Source organism: Shewanella sp. SP2S2-6 (assembly GCF_031931965.1).
GTDB lineage: Bacteria > Pseudomonadota > Gammaproteobacteria > Enterobacterales > Shewanellaceae > Shewanella > Shewanella baltica.
On record NZ_JAUOEQ010000006.1, the window covers coordinates 100,932 to 118,765 of the forward strand.

Consider the following 17,834-nt stretch of genomic DNA (forward strand, 5'->3'; position numbering starts at 1 on the left):
ACACGCAAAATGCCATTAACAACTGAGCCCTCAAAGCACTCTCAGCTATAATCAATCGTTATAGTATATAGTAAAACTTAAAGCAAATAGGAATATAGAGCACAAGTCTGCAGATTCATACGACAGAAATGATAACCTAGGCTAAGATAACTATGCTAGTTTATTGATTTATTGTAGCATTAGCTCAATTGGATAAATAATGGAACATCTATGTCATTCACCTTGGTTCTGATCCTCATCGGTGCGCTTTTACTGCTTGTTATCGGAATTAACGTATTACAACAACAAAAAGAACGCGTAGAGGCTGAGCGGCGCATTGAATTTGCCCGTCAAAGAGCAATTATCGATGAAACAGAAGCTGTGTTATCAAACACAGGGATGATGCCTTGTAGCACGAATATTGTGTTGGTTTTGTACCGTCGCGTGCAAGATGCCTTGCAGGCTGCGACAGCTATTAGTAATAGCCAACAACAGTCTGATTACCAGCGCCGACTAGCCGATATCAACAATCAAATAACAACCTTACAGTCTGGTCAACCTCAATCACCACCGATTGAGAATTTCAGACTACCCGATAACGACAAACAAATTTTAGCGCTAGTGCAAACCTTGAAAAAGCTCAAGGCGATACTTAGAGCAGAACATAACAAAGGGAAAGTCGACCCGAGCATTTTTGCTCAGGAAGAAAGTCGTATCGACAGTTTACAGCTCAGGATTAATGTTGATTCCATGCTTTCCCGTGCAAGAGCGGCCAGTTTTATGAAGCAATATGGTTCATCAAAACAAATGGTGACTAAAGCACTATCGACATTGCACGCGATTAAGGCACAAACGCCTAATGACCCTTTCATTGGTCGTAAAGTGGATGAGGCTAAACAATTACTTGATGAGATTATGGGCGCACAAAAACAATCTGAACCCAGTGCACCTAGACCTAAAAATGAAGAAGATGATATCGACATGCTGTTTCAACCGAAAAAGAAATGGTGATCAGTTACTGTTTGCTTACCTTTAAGTTGAATTAGCGGCACGTCTTACACTCGTTCTTCAGCGTTATTGGCGTGGTGAGTTAGTGCGAGTAAAGCGAGTAACATTTTTGGCTCATTATCTACAGCAACAAATCAGTCTCTAAAGAAAATCGAAACAAAAAAGCCAAGTCATAATTGACTTGGCTTTTTTGTTATTATCTTGGCGTTATGCTAACTCAATCCGCCGCTATGCGCTTTTCTTGGCTTTCTTGGTAGTCTCACTCACCCACTTGCCATTAACGTAATGGGCTGACCAACCAGTAGCTTTACCGTCGACTTCAGTCGCAACGTATTGCTCTTTCGTCTTACGGCTAAACTTCACCGCAGCTTTATTGCCTTCGTCATCAGTGACGGGCGCATCGGCTAAATATTGATACTTAGGCCACAGCAGCTCGCGGTATTGAACCAGCTCTTCAACCAGAGGTGCACGGGTTTCCCGTGATTTAGGGAAAGTACTGGCCGCTAAGAAGATCCCTGCTGCACCATCACGTAATACGAAATGGGCATCCGATTTGCTGCATTTCAGATCAGGCAAATAGATAGGATCTTCTTTTGGTGGCGCAGCCTCGCCGTTTTTGAGTAATTTACGGGTATTTTTACATTCGCTATTGGTACAACCAAAATACTTACCAAAACGGCCGTTTTTCAGTTCCATGTCGTTGCCACAACGATCACACTCTATTAGCGGACCTTCATAGCCTTTGATCTTGAACTGGCCTTCTTCGACCTCATAACCTTCACAAATCGGGTTATTACCACAGACATGTAGCTTACGCTTCTCATCGATAAGGTAACTGTCCATTGCGGTACCGCAAATACCACATCGATGCTTAGCACGCAGCGCATCAGTCTCGGCATCTTCACTGTTTTCACTAATTGCCTCAACGCCAGGTGTTAGGTTCATCGTTGTCTTACAACGCTCTTTAGGCGGTAATTCATAACCAGAACAACCCAAGAAAACCCCAGTTGTTCCCGTGCGTATCCCCATAGAACGGCCGCAGGTTGGGCACTTGATATCCGTCATCACCATTTGGTTAAGACGCATACCACCTTCTTCGGGATCGAGCTCCGCTTTTTCTAATTGCTTAGTAAAGTCAGCATAGAAACCATCGAGCACTTTTTTCCAGTCTAACTCGCCGCGAGCCACATCATCCAATGTTTGCTCCATGCTGGCGGTAAAATCATAGCTCATCAAATCAGCAAAACTGCTGACTAATCGCTCGCTGACAATTTCACCCATTTTTTCGGCATAGAAACGACGATTCTCAACTTTTACATAACCTCGATCTTGAATCGTTGAAATGATGGTTGCGTAGGTCGATGGACGGCCAATACCACGTTTCTCTAATTCTTTAACTAAAGAGGCTTCGCTGTATCGCGCTGGCGGCTTAGTAAAGTGTTGCTTAGGCTGCAACTCTTTCAATGCTAATACATCGCCTTGCGCCACAAATGGCAACGTATTGTCTTCTTCGTTTTTCTTCTTGAGTGCTGTTTGCACCCGAGTCCAACCATCAAAACGTAAAGTACGTCCTGTTGCCTTGAGCTCATAGTCACCCGCTTTGACGGTCAACTTAGTGGCATCATATTGTGCTGGCGTCATCTGACACGAGACAAACTGGCGCCAAATCAGCTCATATAGGCGCTGAGCATCACGCTCCATGTCTGATAAGCTTGCCGCTTGTACCTGAACGTTTGATGGACGAATCGCTTCGTGAGCCTCTTGTGCGCCTTCCTTAGAACCGTAGCGAATCGGTTCAGCGGGTAGATATTTATCACCAAATTCTTTGGCAATCATATCGCGCAAGCTTTCAACGGCTTCTTGACTCAAATTGGTCGAGTCGGTACGCATATAAGTGATATGACCGGCTTCATAAAGTCGCTGGGCCATCATCATGGTCTTCTTGACACCGAAACCTAAGCGCGTACTCGCTGCCTGTTGCAATGTCGACGTAATAAAGGGCGCAGAAGGTTTGCTTTGGGTCGCTTTGTCTTCGCGGGCCAGCACGGTAAAACTCACCGCCGATAACGCTTGAACCGCGGCCATCGCTTGCTGTTCGTTGATGGGATTAAAGGCAGCATCTAGATGCTTAACCACTTCCATCCGCAAAGCTTCTTGAGCTGGCGTATTGAGCTCTGCATGTACATCCCAAAACTCTTCAGGCACAAAAGCTTTAATTTCACTTTCACGTTCAACCACTAAGCGAACAGCAACCGACTGCACTCTACCTGCGGACAAACCGCGAGCGACTTTTTTCCACAGCAGTGGCGACACCATAAAACCGACAACTCTGTCTAAGAAGCGACGAGCTTGCTGGGCATTAACCATGTTAGTGTCGAGTGTCGACGGCTTGCTAAAAGCGTCTTGAATCGCAGACTTAGTAATTTCGTTGAAAACCACACGTTGATACCGTGAAGGATCACCACCAATCACCTCTTGCAAATGCCAGGCGATAGCTTCTCCCTCACGGTCTAAGTCGGTTGCGAGATAGATTTGGTCGGCAGAATCGGCAAGTGCCTGTAACTCTTTAACGACCTTTTCTTTACCCGGCAAAATTTGATACTTAGCTGCCCAGCCCTTTTCAGGGTTTACGCCCATGCGAGACACCAGCGCTTGCTGATCTTTCACCTTTTTATATTGAGCTTTTTCTTCTGGCGACATTTTCTTAACTTCGGCAGCGGATTTAACCTTTTCATTGCCTTCTGAAGTCGATGATGTCGGCAGATCACGGATGTGACCTACGCTCGATTTAACGATGAATTCTTTGCCAAGATATTTATTAATAGTCTTAGCTTTGGCCGGTGATTCGACAATAACTAGCGATTTACCCATAGTTTAATTTGCGCCAAAAAATCTCAAGAAGGTGGAAATTGGCACCATATATAGAGGGTTGTACTGATAGTTTCAAGTTAATCCCTCTTTTATATGTACCAGCGAGTCACTTTTTAATCAAAGTTGAAAAAATGTAAAAATATAATATGCGTAATTAAAAACTAATATTTCATTATTTGCCAGCAAGCAAGAAATAGTTATGCATTTATCGTGAAAAAGTCGCTTTGAGCACAAAACCGTCCGCTTGTGCACTCGAAAAGCTTCAGTATACTGGGTTCCCTCAGGGACCATATGAACAAATAATAACTTTCCCTATCACAAGGATAAGCAATGAAGCACTTTGAAGCGAATTTTGATGGACTCGTTGGACCAACACACAATTACGCAGGGTTGTCTTTTGGCAATGTCGCCTCGCTCAGCAATGCCGCCTTAGTTTCCAACCCCAAAGCTGCTGCGAAACAAGGACTCCAAAAAGCCAAAGCACTCGCGGATATGGGCATGGTTCAAGGCATGTTAGCCCCTCAGGAGCGTCCAGACCTCTACACATTGCGCCGAATTGGATTTTCCGGCTCTGACGCCAATGTATTAAAACAGGCTGCTAAAGAAGCGCCTATGCTACTTAATGCCTGCTGCAGCGCATCCAGTATGTGGACTGCCAATGCCGCAACTGTCTCACCCAGTGCAGATACACGTGACGGCAAACTGCATTTCACTCCAGCAAATTTAGTCGATAAACTGCATCGCAGCATCGAGCCCCTCACAACGGGGCGCATATTAACAGCAACTTTCAGTGATCCCCACTATTTTCATCACCATAGTCACTTACCTGAGCATAATAGCTTCGGTGATGAAGGTGCGGCGAACCACACTAGGCTATGCAACGAGTACGGCCATGCCGGTGTAGAGCTGTTCGTTTATGGGCAAGAAGCCACCAATCCCAATGCCCCTAAACCGCAAAAGTATCCAGCTAGACAAACCTTAGAAGCATCGATGGCGGTAGCACGCTTACATCAGCTTGAAGAAGATAATTGCGTCTTCATCCAGCAGAATCCTGATGTGATTGATCAAGGTGTATTCCATAATGATGTTATCGCAGTAGGTAATCAAAATGTGCTGTTCTACCATGAACAAGCCTTCTTAAATACCCAACATAAAATTGATGAAATTAAACGTAAGCTCGATACCGAACTGTATTTCATTGAAGTGCCCACCGCTAAAGTGGCGATTAACGACGCCGTCAAAAGCTATTTATTCAATACCCAGATTATTACGCTTCCTTCTGGTGAAATGGCCATTATTGCCCCAACCGATTGCCAAGAAAATCCGGCAGTATTTGCCTATTTGAATGAACTACTGACGCTGAATACTCCCATTAAGCAAGTGCTTTACTTCGACGTAAAACAAAGCATGCAAAACGGCGGCGGCCCCGCCTGCCTGCGTTTGCGTGTCGCCATGAATGAGATGGAAGTCGCGGCAGTGAATCAACACACTCTAATGAATGATGCCTTATTTTCGCGTTTAAACCTTTGGGTAGACAAACATTACCGTGACAGATTAACCACCCAAGATCTTGCTGACCCTCAGCTAATCATCGAATCACGCACTGCATTAGATGAGCTCACGCAAATCATGAAACTAGGTAGCGTTTATCAGTTCCAGCGATAATGAATAAATATAATTCCAAAAACTAGACAATAAAAGCGCACAATTAAGTGCGCTTTTAACTTATATTATTGACCCGTCCTAAATAGCGTTAACACTTGTCGATAATTTTATTTCATAGACAATAGACTAGTGGATAACGACAGGGATCGTTGCAATCTGCGTTAAAACACCTTTTTTAGTCAGTGCTTCAATCACTAATGACCCTGCATCAGGTTGGTCAGCACCTTTTATAAGAACGCTATACTTTCCTGCCCCGTTATCATTTGAAGATGCGATAGTGAAAGAGCCTTTACTTGCTAAGCTACCAGCTGAGGGGGTAAACGTAATGACTGTTCCTGAAGGCAAAGGCTGATTATGTAAATCCCCAATAATAATAGTTACGCCACCAGTCGACTTACCAATAATGTCAATCGTATTGTTATCGTTTAGACCATCACACACATCAACTATAGCTTTATCATCAATACAACTATCAGTAATTACTGGAACAGAAGCCATAGCATCACTACCCGACATTACCAAGACTAACGAAGCACGCACATTCAGCGAAGTATTACCCGCTGCACATCCGGCATGTTTACTGCCATTAGCATCCAATTGGCACAAACTACCATTGTATAAACCATCTGCTTGGTCATAAACGCCATTACTATTAAAATCAGTAAACACTTCAGCATCCCCTCCCTCTTCACCACCAGCTACACTTGGGTTAAAAGTACGGTCTTCATTATGGTCGACAAACGCTTCACTTAAGTCATATGGATTACCCGATACATCCTTTTTGCTTAAAAAATTCGCCACTTCAGATGCGTCAAAACGTCCATTGCTATTAGTATCTGGGAAAGACTCTTCACCGATAGCCGTAGCTAATATCGTCACGCGTCCGCCATAAGGTTGACCCAATTCCGCATCTAACGAAGGTTCTTTACCTTGCATTGCTAACGTATCACCAGTAGGGCGAGGATTTTGGCTTGTCCATTTAACTGAACAAGCACCATTAACTGTCAAACACGAAGACGCTATCACACCGCCCTCTGTGGTAAAGGAAACAGCTGTGCCATCGGGTACAGGGTTGTTGAATGCATCAGCCAATCGTGCCGTCACATCAACCTCAATGCCATCGTATTCCCAACCTTCAGGGCTTAGGTTTGATGCCGATAAAGAAAAGCTATCTTGGTCAGGTAAACCTGTCGAAATAACTAATTGATTCGATTGACTTGATATTGCTGGCGTACTGCCAGCAACCACTGCAGTAACCCTGACACTTGTTGATATTGAGCCCGAATTAACTACCGTTTGAACAACTCCCTGACCATTTGTAGTAGCAAACTCAGGATCAAGAGTGATATTGCCAACTTCAGTATTAAGCGAGAAATTCACACGTTGATTACTAACCGGAATGCCATTTTTATCCATTACTTTAAATTTCACGGTTGAGGCTTCTGCCCCACCGGTTCCTTTAAGCCTAATGACTTCGGGTAATGCCTCTAGGAAAAAGATACTACCAACACTTGCAGGTAAGACATTTACCGTCGCCTTGGCAGTAAGAGATTTTCCACCAACATTAGCGCTTATATTAATAGTGTCGTCCCCCACACAGCCTTTTGCTAAGTAAGTACTGGTTGCAATACCGTTAACTGCGACTACAGGAGTGCTTAATTCTGCTTCAGCATTCGCCTTCAAGGCACAAACAGAGGTAAATTGAACTTCAACTGGATCGGCAAATAGATTTCCTGCGTCATCCTGAATAGATACTGAGACACTTGAAGTCCCACCCGCTGAAACAACTGAAGGCTCAACAGATGCAACACCATTTTGAAATGGAGAACCACTTCCCATAAACACATTAGTCGCACCGATACTAAACACTAGTTGTTCAGATTTTTCTCCCGTTAGCAACGTCGCTGTCGCACTACCAGCACCTGGCTGAGTACCTGCTAAAATTTGAACATAAGCAACACCTTGCTCAGTAATAGCAGTATCAATGGGTAATTCACCGCGCGTACTGGAAAATTGAACAATTGTTTGCTTGGAAATACCTGTAACATTAGCAATAAGATAACCTGGTGAAAGTGATGTTATTGTTGATATGGGAGTTTTTGACTCAGGGTCACTCACCATAATCAAGGATACCTGCGCACCGCCTGTTGATGCTCCACCATCACCTTTAGTATTAAAGGAAATATCAGATGTAACAGCACTACCTCCTGTTGGAGTATAAGTTGCTGTAATTTCACCAGAACCAAGTATATTACCAGTCAAGACATCAATAGAAACCTTACCCTCAGCATTAGTCACCCCACTATCAGGAGTTAACACTCCTTGCCCTTCTAGACTAAAAACAATTCTTGCACCACTAAAAGCTGAAGAATTTTTCGTCAAGGTTGCTGTTAACTTTCCTGGTGCAGCATTCGAAACTTCATCAATTGGTTGCCCACTTGAATTTGTCAGCCCCAGTTTAATGACATATTTATCTGATGGTGTAGTGCCAGTGCCATCGTCGGAGATATTGCCTCCGCCGCCACATGCGACCAAGAAAAGTGAACACAATCCTGCGAGAAAAACCTTATACGCTGACTTCATTGTCAGGCTCCCTGTTACTCTGATGATGATACTTAAGCTAGACGCTTATTACTTATAGGCTAACATTACACAATTTTCACCAATTTTACTCGCTACAACCTTATTTTATTTCACAAATAACACAAATACTTTAACGCTATTTGTCATTTCATCTTCGCCGTTTTCTTGCTAGTCTTGTGAGCGCCAAAAAATAGAATGTATAAAAAACACACAGGACTCCCCATGGCAATTTCGATAAAAAATAAACTCGGCCTTACAAGTAAAATTCTGATCGGTATGGGAACAGGTATTGTCTTAGGTCTCATACTCCGCAATGCCTTTCCAGAAAGCGATATCGTAAAAGACTATATTACCGAAGGTTTTTTACATGTTATCGGTACCATTTTCATCTCCAGCTTAAAAATGTTAGTTGTTCCTTTAGTCTTTATTTCATTAGTTTGTGGCACTTGCTCACTGAGTGAGCCTTCAAAATTAGGCCGTTTAGGTGGCAAAACCCTCGCCTTCTATTTATTCACCACCGCAATTGCTCTCGTAGTTGCGATTGTCAGTGCCGTACTTATACATCCTGGGAACGCTTCACTCGCTTCAGAAAAAATGGAATACATTGCCAAAGAAGCGCCCAGTCTTTCAAGCGTGATTATCAATATAGTCCCCACCAATCCGATGCAGGCATTGAGTGAAGGAAATATGCTGCAAATCATTATTTTTGCGGTTATTTTTGGCTTTGCTATTGCCCATATTGGTGAGCGAGGTAAACGAGTTGCGGCTTTGTTTGAAGATTTAAATGAAGTCATCATGCGCGTCGTGACACTGATTATGCAATTGGCACCTTATGGTGTGTTTGCGCTGATGGCAAAATTAGCATTAACGCTCGGTTTAGAAACCTTTGGTAGCGTAGTTAAATATTTCTTCGTGGTTCTCGGTGTATTACTGGTCCATGCATTTATTGTTTACCCGACACTTCTAAAACTCTTCTCAGGCCTCAATCCATTCATATTTATTCGTAAAATGCGCGATGTGCAATTGTTTGCCTTCTCAACAGCAAGTTCAAATGCCACTTTACCTATTACCATAGAAGCCTCTGAGCATAGATTAGGTGTCGATAATAAGATTGCTGCCTTCACGCTCCCCTTAGGTGCGACCATTAATATGGATGGCACTGCAATTATGCAAGGTGTGGCCACTGTATTTATCGCCCAGGTTTTTGGCATTGAACTCTCGCTCACCGATTATGCCGCCGTTGTGGTGACAGCAACATTGGCATCCATTGGTACAGCTGGCGTTCCGGGTGTTGGACTTATCATGCTGGCCATGGTATTGAATCAAGTTGGATTACCGGTTGAAGGTATTGCATTGATTATCGGTGTTGATCGCCTACTCGACATGGTACGTACCGCAGTTAACGTGACGGGCGACTGTGTCGCAACAGTGATTATTGCGAAATCTGAAGGTGAATTTAACGAGCAAGTGTTTAACAACACACAAGCGGGTAAGGCTGCTAGAAGTTTTGATGAGCAAGTTCATCATTCAGATAAATCTAACTAGCCTTAGTTAAATACCCATCACGCCCAGCCTCTGTGTTGGGCGTTTTTATTTATATTTTTTGTTCACACTTAAACCTGCGCTGTTTGTTTACATTAATGATGCCAATTCATTTTTCTAAAATTAGTAAAATGTGAACATGCCAATAGTACGGAAGTTTGTTTTTAGATACATTATGTTTACTATTTTGATACGTTAATTGGAGTTGAACAAATGTGGTGGAGAAGTCTTTGGATCCTGATAGCTTGCTGGCTATTGTGTGCCCACTTTGTACGTTATGAACAAATTAGCTTTGCCATCCCCTTTGCAATTGCCCCCTTAGTTTTATTCTTTAACTCGGTTTACTTACTGCGTTTATTACAAACTTTATTATTTATGAGTGTCTTTACCGTCTGGGGCGTCACGACGATTGAAGCGATACAAATGCGTTTAGCGCAAGAAGCGCCTTGGTTGAGATTATCTTTTATTATGATGGCGGTGATGTTATTTACCTTAGGTGCAATTATCTGTGGTAACGGTATTTTGCGGATCAGAAAACAAAAGTCTCCTTGGGGAAATTCACCGATACGCTAGCAATTCATCAGTAAAACTTTCATATTCAACAATAAATGAGTACTTATTTTGACCACACGTTCTGCTCGGTCAGCAAAGGTTAAGTTCAACTAAGATATGCTGATACTCTATTTAGTTATCAGTGTGATTTTGCGTAGACTGCTTTGCTAACTAAGGCTTAGCTCATCCACTTTAAGGCATGTATATTATGAGAATTTTGGTTGTTGAAGACGATCCTATTTTATCCCACCACTTAAAAGTGCAATTAAGCGATCTCGGCAATCAAGTTCAAGTGGCGCTCACTGCCAAAGAAGGTTTCTATCAAGCCACGAATTATCCCATCGATGTGGCTATTGTCGATTTAGGTTTACCCGATCAAGATGGCATTAGCTTAATTGAACAACTCAGAGAAGCGGGTCTTAAAGCGCCGATATTAATCCTCACCGCCCGAGTTAATTGGCAGGATAAAGTCGAAGGCCTTAATGCTGGTGCCGATGACTATTTAGTCAAGCCCTTTCAAAAAGAAGAACTCGTCGCGAGACTCGATGCCTTAGTACGCCGCAGCGCAGGTTTTGTTAAACCTGTGATTTGCAGTGGAGAATTAAAACTTGATCTCGCCGCTAAACAAGTCACTCTGAGCGATGAAATCATGGAAGTCACTGCCTTTGAATATTTGATCCTCGAATATTTAATGCGTCATTGCCATGAGGTGGTTGCCAAACAACGTTTGCTCGATGTGATTTATGGCGATAAAGAAGGCGATCCGAATACAATTGAAGTCATGGTCAGCCGCCTACGTAAAAAACTGACCCGCGATGGCATTGACAATCCTATCGTCACCATTCGCGGCCAAGGATATAAATTTAACCTGCCATGCAATTAAGATTAAAATTTAAGAAACGTCTGCTGACGCGGATGTTTCTCACCTCACTATCGATTATTGCCTTAGTGGGTTTTGGGCTCGCATGGATGGTCAATATCCTGCATGCGCAGAATAGTTATAACGAAGAAACCGCACAACTCATTGCAGAAATTCCCCAAGTCGCCGCCGAATTACGGGAGCACGATCTCATCCCCGATACCAGTGCGTGGCTGGAGGAAAATAATAAGCAAGAACGCTATGTGATTGCGAGTTGTGATGAAAAATTCAAACAAGTTTGGACTTCATCCCTCGCAGTAGACCGTGGCTTATTTGATACTTGCGAGCGTTTTAACGAAATTCGCAACGATTCTCCGCCCTATTATCTTACTATGGCCGATGACAGAGGTTACTTCGTCTATTTGCTCGCGGTGGAAATTGCTAGCGTACATTACAACCTGCTCGTCCTCAAAGATGCCGCTAAACTCGAGCAGGAATACAGTAAGTTCAGTAAACGCACTTATATTCGACTCGCCATGGTATTAGCCTTAGCGTTAATTCTATTGGTCAGCGCCGCCTATTGGGGAATGCGCCCCTTAGTACGGATGCAGAATGAACTGCAATCGATTAACCAAGGTAAGAGTAAATCACTTTCTGAGGGTTATCCTGTTGAACTCGAAGGGGTAACCCAAGCACTCAACCAAATGCTGCAACAATCGAGCGCCCAACAACAGCGCTATCAAAATGCCATGAATGACTTAGCACACAGCCTTAAGACCCGCTTAGCCGCTGTGCATGCCATCACAGATGACGCCAGTTTGAGTAAACAATCGGCGAGCGAAAAAATCATGGAACAGGTCAGCCAGATGGATCAGCTGGTCAAATATCAATTAAAACGCGCCATGTTAGGCCGCCAAGGCCTGAAGCAAGAACAGACTGTGATTGCGCCCTTAGTCGATCAATTAGCGCAAATGTTATTTAAAATTTACCGCGATAAGCAAGTGCAGTTCTCAGCGAGCATTCCCCCTTCCTTAATGTTCCCCGGCAACAAGGGCGACTTGATGGAGCTGTGTGGTAACCTGATGGAAAACGCTTTCCGCTTATGTATCAGCCAAGTACATGTATTGGCTAAGATTAATTCACAAGGTGAGTTTGAACTTATCGTCGAAGATGATGGCCCAGGTGTCGAAGAAAGCCTTAGACAGAAGATTATCCAACGCGGCGTGCGAGCCGATACCCAGTCACCAGGACAAGGTATCGGATTAGCCGTATGTGATGAAATCGTTCACAGCTACGGTGGTAGTTTAAAAATTGAGGAAAGCCGCTTAGAAGGTGCACTCTTTAGGATCAGTATCCCTGTTTAAGGACAGGGATAGCTCACAACAAAGGCTAAATACAAATAGTTAAAACAAGGATGTGTAACTATGTGTGAATAGTGAACTTTATCAGGCAATCACAGCGTATAACTGCTCAGCTCGATTGAACATGATCCAAGAGGTAGCAATATATTTGTCACCACTCACAGGTTTATTACCCCTATGCGTATGAGTAAATCCCGCAGGTGCTATCACCATAGTGCCTTTTTTCGGGGAAATTTTACGCTGCTGATAATAAAATTCGGTTTCACCGCCCTCTTCCACATCATTTAAATAAAACATGTAAAGCACGACGCGATGCAAGGCTTCATTGTGACCATTCTGCGGGAATTGCTCCGAATGCCAGTGGGGATAACCGCCTTTATTCTGCTGATACTTTTGAACATTAATACTGCCACTGCGATACAAATACTTCACTAAACCATCGGCCCTAGGCGCACCCAGCGTCGAAAAATTAGTCGGAGTTAGCGTCACAGGTTGGCCTTCTTCATCACTCACAGACACTGCGACCGCGCCCATTAGCGCCATTGAGTACTTTGTGAAATAATCTACTGCGCCCTTTAAGGTATAACCTAAGAGTTCGTTTCTGAGGGGCTGCAGGTCGACGAAACTATCTAAAGCCAAATCGCGGCTGATCTTCTTCTCCAAATCAACGCCATTGCCCGTTTGTCCATCAACAACGCCAGCGTGTTGCTCAAATGCCAGAATGAGACGGTCACACAAGTCATTCGGCAACGCATTAGGGTATACTTCAATAAAGTCCATACTTCCTCAATGGATTGACTACTTTCTAGGCTTACTATGCTGACATGTTAGTTAAGTAATTGTAAAGCAGCATCATTGAGATAAAATAACTCACATTAGGCTTCACGATAACAAGAATATGAAAAAAAGCTGTAAAGTCTCAGTCCATCAACTTCAAGTCGGCAACTTTGTGCGTTTGCCTGTGGCTTGGAAAGATCATCCCTTTTTATTCAGTAGCTTTCATATTAAACAAGCTGCACAAATCGAGTTGATTAAAAATCTAGGCATCGAGCATGTCATTGTCGATTTAGAACGCAGTGATGTCGCTCCCATAGATGCTGACGCAGTCAACCCAATCAAATTACCGCCAAGTGCTGAGATCAATGTGCTTAAGAACGACATGGATCAGTACAAGGCCGAACAAATCGAAGTGCAAAAAAAATTACGCCGCGATATTCATAAAACCGAGCAAAACTTTACCCGTTCGGTAGCCATGATGCGCAGCCTCATCTCTAAGCTGCGTAATCGCCCCTTAAATGCGGTCGATGACGCCAAAGATTTGGTCCATACCATAGTCGAGCAGCTGCTCAACTCAGATAACTTAGTGCTGCACTTAATGAGCGATGCTAAGCAAGATGAAAGCATTTACTACCATTCTTTAAACGTCGCGATTCTTTCTATGCTGATCGCCAAAGAACTCGAATGGGATAGAAGTGAGATTGAAACAGTGGGTCTCAGTGCCCTATTCCACGACGTGGGTAAATTAAAAATTCCACCCCAAATTCTTAAAAAATCGACTCCTTGGTCGGCGCCAGAGCTTAATTTCATCAAGCAGCATCCATTACTTGGGATTGAACTGCTCAAATTAGCCGATAATTTTCCCCAAGCAGCCTTACCTGCAATCATCAATCACCATGAGTTTCTCGATGGCAGTGGTTATCCCAAAGGCCTAAAGGAAGAGGCTCTCGATAAAGTTTCGCAATTGATTGCGGTAGTGAACGAATATGACTCCCTGTGTTATCCAAGCCAACAGGGCAAAGCCAGAATGCCCTATGCCGCTCTGGGACATTTATACAAGCAATACAAAACTAAGCTTAATCAAGAATACATTGGCAAGATGATCAAGATGCTCGGCATTTATCCTCCCGGCAGTGTGGTGGAATTATCCAGCGGTCAATATGCCATGGTGATGTCGGTTAACTTAACTAAACTGCTATGCCCTAAGATATTGGTTTACGATACATTAGTCCCTAAAGATCAAGCGCCTATCGTTGATTTAGAGATTGAAGGGATCAGCATAGTGCGCTGCTTACCCCCTGCGGCGCTTCCTGAAAAAGTTCACGAGTACTTGAATCCCCGCGAACGAGTGAGTTACTACTTTGGTGGTGACAGTCGTAAATGATGACTGAGTTAAGTAGCCGTACAATTGGTGCATAACTGGCGGCACTGATTTAATCAAAGTCATAGAGTTAGACTCGTGACATAAAGCTCATTAAATCAAGTGAAGTGATTAAATCACAGTGATACAATCGCAGTGATAAAAATAAGGGTCGAATATAATATTCGACCCTTATTTTTTTATTCGACAAAACCAACACGTCTAGCGGCTGACTTATAACCAATGTTTACGTTTAAAGAAGAAGTAAGTACCAGCGGCACTGGCTAACATCATCACAATCGCCATAGGGTAACCGTATTGCCACTCAAGCTCAGGCATACTGGTAAAGTTCATCCCATAACTACTGGCAATCAAGGTTGGTGGCAGAAACACCACAGCGGCAACCGAGAAGATTTTAATGATTTTGTTCTGTTGCAGGCCACTGAAACCCATGGCCGCATCAAGCAAGAAGTTTAATTTATCGAAAATAAATTGACTGTGGGGCATCAGCGACTCGATATCCGATAACATTTCCCGCAAATCCTTCAAGTGCTCATCGGATAGCTGACCACGATAGTAACGCTGCATATAACGCAGTGAACGCTGGGTATCGAGCAAACTCAAACGGATTTTACCATTGGAGTCTTCTTGCAGAGTGATGAGCTTAAATACATCGTCAAGCTCATCGTTATCAAACACTTGCTCACCGACATTTTCGAGAACAGTGTAAACGTCTTCGATTAAGTCAGACAGATAATCCACTTTCAGATTAAATAATTCGAGAAATAATTCCTGCGGCGTCGACACGTCTAACCGGCCCAAACGTAAATAGTTACGTAGCAAGCGGATAAGACCGACGTCTTCTTCACGGATTGTCAGTAAAAAATTGGCCCGAAGGTTGAAGGACACGTTAACACCACGCACATCTTGGCCGACACGCTGGGGAAATAACGAATTGATATGCAAGCCGTCGCTGTTTTGATAAAAACGTGCAGAGGCCTCAATTTCATTGATATCTTCTTCGTCAGGCACTTCTTCAACAGAAAAATGACTTAACCATTCTCGCTCCGCATCATCGGGTTTATACAGATCTAACCAAATGGTCGACGCGGGAATACTGTCCAGTATGCCGAGCTCTGTCACAGTAAGGTGACGATTTTCATACACATAAGCAGTAATCATTTGTCCTCCTGAAAAAAACTTAAGTTAACGATCCCACTTAAGTGCAGGCTAAAAAATTGTCGCTAGTTTACCGCATAAGTTGGCAATGAAAAGGCGCGAAGGATAATTTAGTAAAATAAATATGCCTTAATCGGTCTCGATGATCGTCAGCCGTTCTTGGGTCGAAAAGCGAATATGGATGCCATCGAGCGTCACCATTTTGGAATCTGAAATATCACCCTTACGCACGCGATACTCACCATTGTTGTCAGCATTGGGTGACACGATTCTTACCGTGACTATTGTGTGCTGGTCTCGCCAATACCAAACGCTATAACTGAGTACACTCAGTCCGAGCACCACAAACACGCCTGTGAGTAAATAACGACGCCACATGGGTTCATTTAAACGTTTAGTGCTGATATTCGCGGCCTGAGGCACAATATGACACTGACGTTTCATCAGTAAAAACCAAGCACCAGCCATGATTAAGAATGTCAGTAAAACTTTAGTGAGCATGACCCTTCCTTTGATGTACTTCGCCTACGCGCAGTCAACGATATAACACATGCTGCAATCGAGCATTAACCCGTCAGTGCCACACATTATATAAAGGCCATTATACGCTGACTCAAGTGGATAAACTGTCTTTGGGATCAAGCTTAACGCTCACGGTCGAAGAGATAAGACAAATGGCAAATGACAAATGACAAATGACATTACACAAAAGCAATGATTTGAAACAGAGTACTACTACAATGTGGCAGGACGAAAAATGACAGGATAAAAAACACCGCGAGATACAGATAAAGGCCTAATCCGATTACTGTGACAAAAGCGTCACAACACTCATGATGATAAGCCATTTAGATTAAAAATCTTCAAATACCTTTGCCATTCGTTGAATTTGCGCCAAAGGTACGCCATGGCGATTCCGTTTTGCGCATTCCAACTGATGGGTAGGATTACTCGGTTCGCCCACAAGCACAATTCTAACTTGATAACCTAAGGCTTTTGCCGCCGCTTCATAGGCCATGTATTCCCAGCGGCACAGATTAGTGTTGTCGCAAATCACCACGGGCTCGCCTGAAGACAGTGCCTGAATAAACCCCGTCAGATTACATTGATGATACTCAGGCAACCTCTTAGCATCAAAACGGTATTCATCTTGATGGTAGAAAAAGCTATCGGTCGAAAAGACACCGCGTTGGCGCACGCCAATGGCTTTTTCTAAAGCAAGGGAAAGAATATAAGTTTCAACCCAATGTGACTTACCACTGCCCGGTAAGCCACGCATAATAATCGCGATTTTATCACTCATGCGTTCGACTCACTGCCAATCACTCTACCCGCTAAAATAGTCTCGACCAACTGAGGCACTAACTCCCCCGCTTTGCCCGTGAGATGGTATTGAAACTGACTGTGTCTATCGGGTGCCATCATATTCACTTCAACCGTTTGCGCTCCGTGATGATTAGCGGTATCGACAAAGCCTGCGGCAGGATAAACAGTACCAGAGGTGCCAATGGCAATAAACAAGTCGCAGTTATCGAGCGCATCGTGAATTCGATCCATCCCTAAGGGCATTTCACCGAACCACACCACATGGGGGCGCAAACGCTGGGCAGGAATACAGCAGGTACAACAGTTATCGGCACCAAAAGGCTCACGTAAAATAAAAGTCTGACGCGAACGCGGACAACGGCCTTTGGATAGTTCGCCATGCATGTGCAGCAATCGACGTGAACCCGCACGCTCATGCAGATCATCAATATTCTGGGTCACGACCAATAACTGACCTTGAAATTCTGCCTCTAACTTTGCCAAGGCAAGGTGCGCGGCATTGGGCTCAACCGTACCACTGTGCAATTGCTGCCAACGACTATTGTAAAAGCGTTCCACAAGTTCAGCATCACGTTCATACCCTTCAGGTGTGGCAACGTCTTCAATATGATGTTCTTCCCACAAACCATCTTGATCGCGAAAGGTGCGTAGTCCCGATTCCGCAGAGATCCCCGCGCCGGTTAACACCACAATTTGCTGGTACATGCCGATTCCTTATTATTTTATTTATTTGAATTATTCTTACTGACTTTGGCAGCCGTGAATATTATTC

14 protein-coding genes are annotated in these 17,834 nt (G+C 43.7%); 7 read left to right on the forward strand and 7 right to left on the reverse strand.

The window, feature by feature from the left end:
* Positions 1-210: 210 nt before the first annotated feature.
* The gene (zomB, locus tag Q4Q57_RS06945; protein ID WP_006086247.1) at positions 211-990 is read left to right on the forward strand and encodes a flagellar motor control protein ZomB; all 780 of its coding nucleotides are present in this window, start codon (positions 211-213) and stop codon (positions 988-990) included.
* A gap of 225 nt (positions 991-1,215) precedes the next feature.
* Here zomB and topA read toward each other — a convergent pair whose 3' ends face one another.
* Complete coding sequence (gene topA, locus Q4Q57_RS06950) at positions 1,216-3,858, reverse strand: type I DNA topoisomerase (RefSeq protein ID WP_311890331.1); 2,643 nt, start codon at positions 3,856-3,858, stop codon at positions 1,216-1,218.
* A 330-nt stretch (positions 3,859-4,188) separates the two neighbouring features.
* Here topA and astB point away from each other — a divergent pair, with 330 nt between their 5' ends.
* Positions 4,189-5,523, forward strand: coding sequence for an N-succinylarginine dihydrolase (gene astB, locus Q4Q57_RS06955; RefSeq protein WP_311890332.1), 1,335 nt, complete (start codon positions 4,189-4,191; stop codon positions 5,521-5,523).
* A 126-nt stretch (positions 5,524-5,649) separates the two neighbouring features.
* On the opposite strand, the gene Q4Q57_RS06960 is transcribed toward astB, so the two are convergent.
* The gene (locus Q4Q57_RS06960; RefSeq protein WP_311890334.1) at positions 5,650-8,106 is read right to left on the reverse strand and encodes a hypothetical protein; all 2,457 of its coding nucleotides are present in this window, start codon (positions 8,104-8,106) and stop codon (positions 5,650-5,652) included.
* 222 nt (positions 8,107-8,328) lie between these two features.
* On the opposite strand from Q4Q57_RS06960, the gene Q4Q57_RS06965 reads away from it, so the two are divergent.
* From Q4Q57_RS06965 to Q4Q57_RS06980, 4 genes are all read left to right on the forward strand, one after another.
* Entirely contained in the window at positions 8,329-9,651 is a 1,323-nt protein-coding gene (locus tag Q4Q57_RS06965) for a dicarboxylate/amino acid:cation symporter (RefSeq protein WP_259510517.1), read from the forward strand.
* Positions 9,652-9,861: 210 nt separating this feature from the next.
* On the forward strand, positions 9,862-10,221 hold the full coding sequence (locus Q4Q57_RS06970) for a hypothetical protein (RefSeq protein ID WP_012587462.1): 360 nt from the start codon (positions 9,862-9,864) through the stop codon (positions 10,219-10,221).
* 187 nt (positions 10,222-10,408) lie between these two features.
* On the forward strand, positions 10,409-11,083 hold the full coding sequence (locus Q4Q57_RS06975) for a response regulator (protein ID WP_006081964.1): 675 nt from the start codon (positions 10,409-10,411) through the stop codon (positions 11,081-11,083).
* Positions 11,074-12,423, forward strand: a complete 1,350-nt coding sequence (locus Q4Q57_RS06980; RefSeq protein ID WP_311890337.1) for a sensor histidine kinase — start codon at positions 11,074-11,076, stop codon at positions 12,421-12,423. The genes Q4Q57_RS06975 and Q4Q57_RS06980 overlap by 10 nt, the downstream gene beginning before the upstream one ends.
* Positions 12,424-12,504: 81 nt before the next feature.
* Here Q4Q57_RS06980 and Q4Q57_RS06985 read toward each other — a convergent pair whose 3' ends face one another.
* The gene (locus Q4Q57_RS06985) at positions 12,505-13,200 is read right to left on the reverse strand and encodes a 2OG-Fe(II) oxygenase (RefSeq protein WP_311890339.1); all 696 of its coding nucleotides are present in this window, start codon (positions 13,198-13,200) and stop codon (positions 12,505-12,507) included.
* Between the two features lie 118 nt (positions 13,201-13,318).
* On the opposite strand from Q4Q57_RS06985, the gene Q4Q57_RS06990 reads away from it, so the two are divergent.
* The gene (locus Q4Q57_RS06990) at positions 13,319-14,581 is read left to right on the forward strand and encodes a DUF3391 domain-containing protein (protein WP_311890341.1); all 1,263 of its coding nucleotides are present in this window, start codon (positions 13,319-13,321) and stop codon (positions 14,579-14,581) included.
* Between the two features lie 210 nt (positions 14,582-14,791).
* Here Q4Q57_RS06990 and corA read toward each other — a convergent pair whose 3' ends face one another.
* The 4 genes from corA to cobB all read right to left on the reverse strand — a co-directional run bounded on the left by corA (position 14,792) and on the right by cobB (position 17,767).
* Entirely contained in the window at positions 14,792-15,739 is a 948-nt protein-coding gene (gene corA / locus Q4Q57_RS06995) for a magnesium/cobalt transporter CorA (protein ID WP_106650748.1), read from the reverse strand.
* Positions 15,740-15,865: 126 nt separating this feature from the next.
* Positions 15,866-16,237, reverse strand: coding sequence for a hypothetical protein (locus tag Q4Q57_RS07000; RefSeq protein ID WP_311890344.1), 372 nt, complete (start codon positions 16,235-16,237; stop codon positions 15,866-15,868).
* Between the two features lie 352 nt (positions 16,238-16,589).
* Positions 16,590-17,039, reverse strand: coding sequence for an ATP-binding protein (locus tag Q4Q57_RS07005; protein WP_300480789.1), 450 nt, complete (start codon positions 17,037-17,039; stop codon positions 16,590-16,592).
* Positions 17,036-17,767 carry a Sir2 family NAD+-dependent deacetylase gene (cobB, locus tag Q4Q57_RS07010; protein ID WP_220590439.1) on the reverse strand — a complete coding sequence of 244 codons (732 nt, stop codon included), beginning with the start codon at positions 17,765-17,767 and terminating at the stop codon, positions 17,036-17,038. The genes Q4Q57_RS07005 and cobB overlap by 4 nt, the downstream gene beginning before the upstream one ends.
* Positions 17,768-17,834 lie beyond the last annotated feature (67 nt).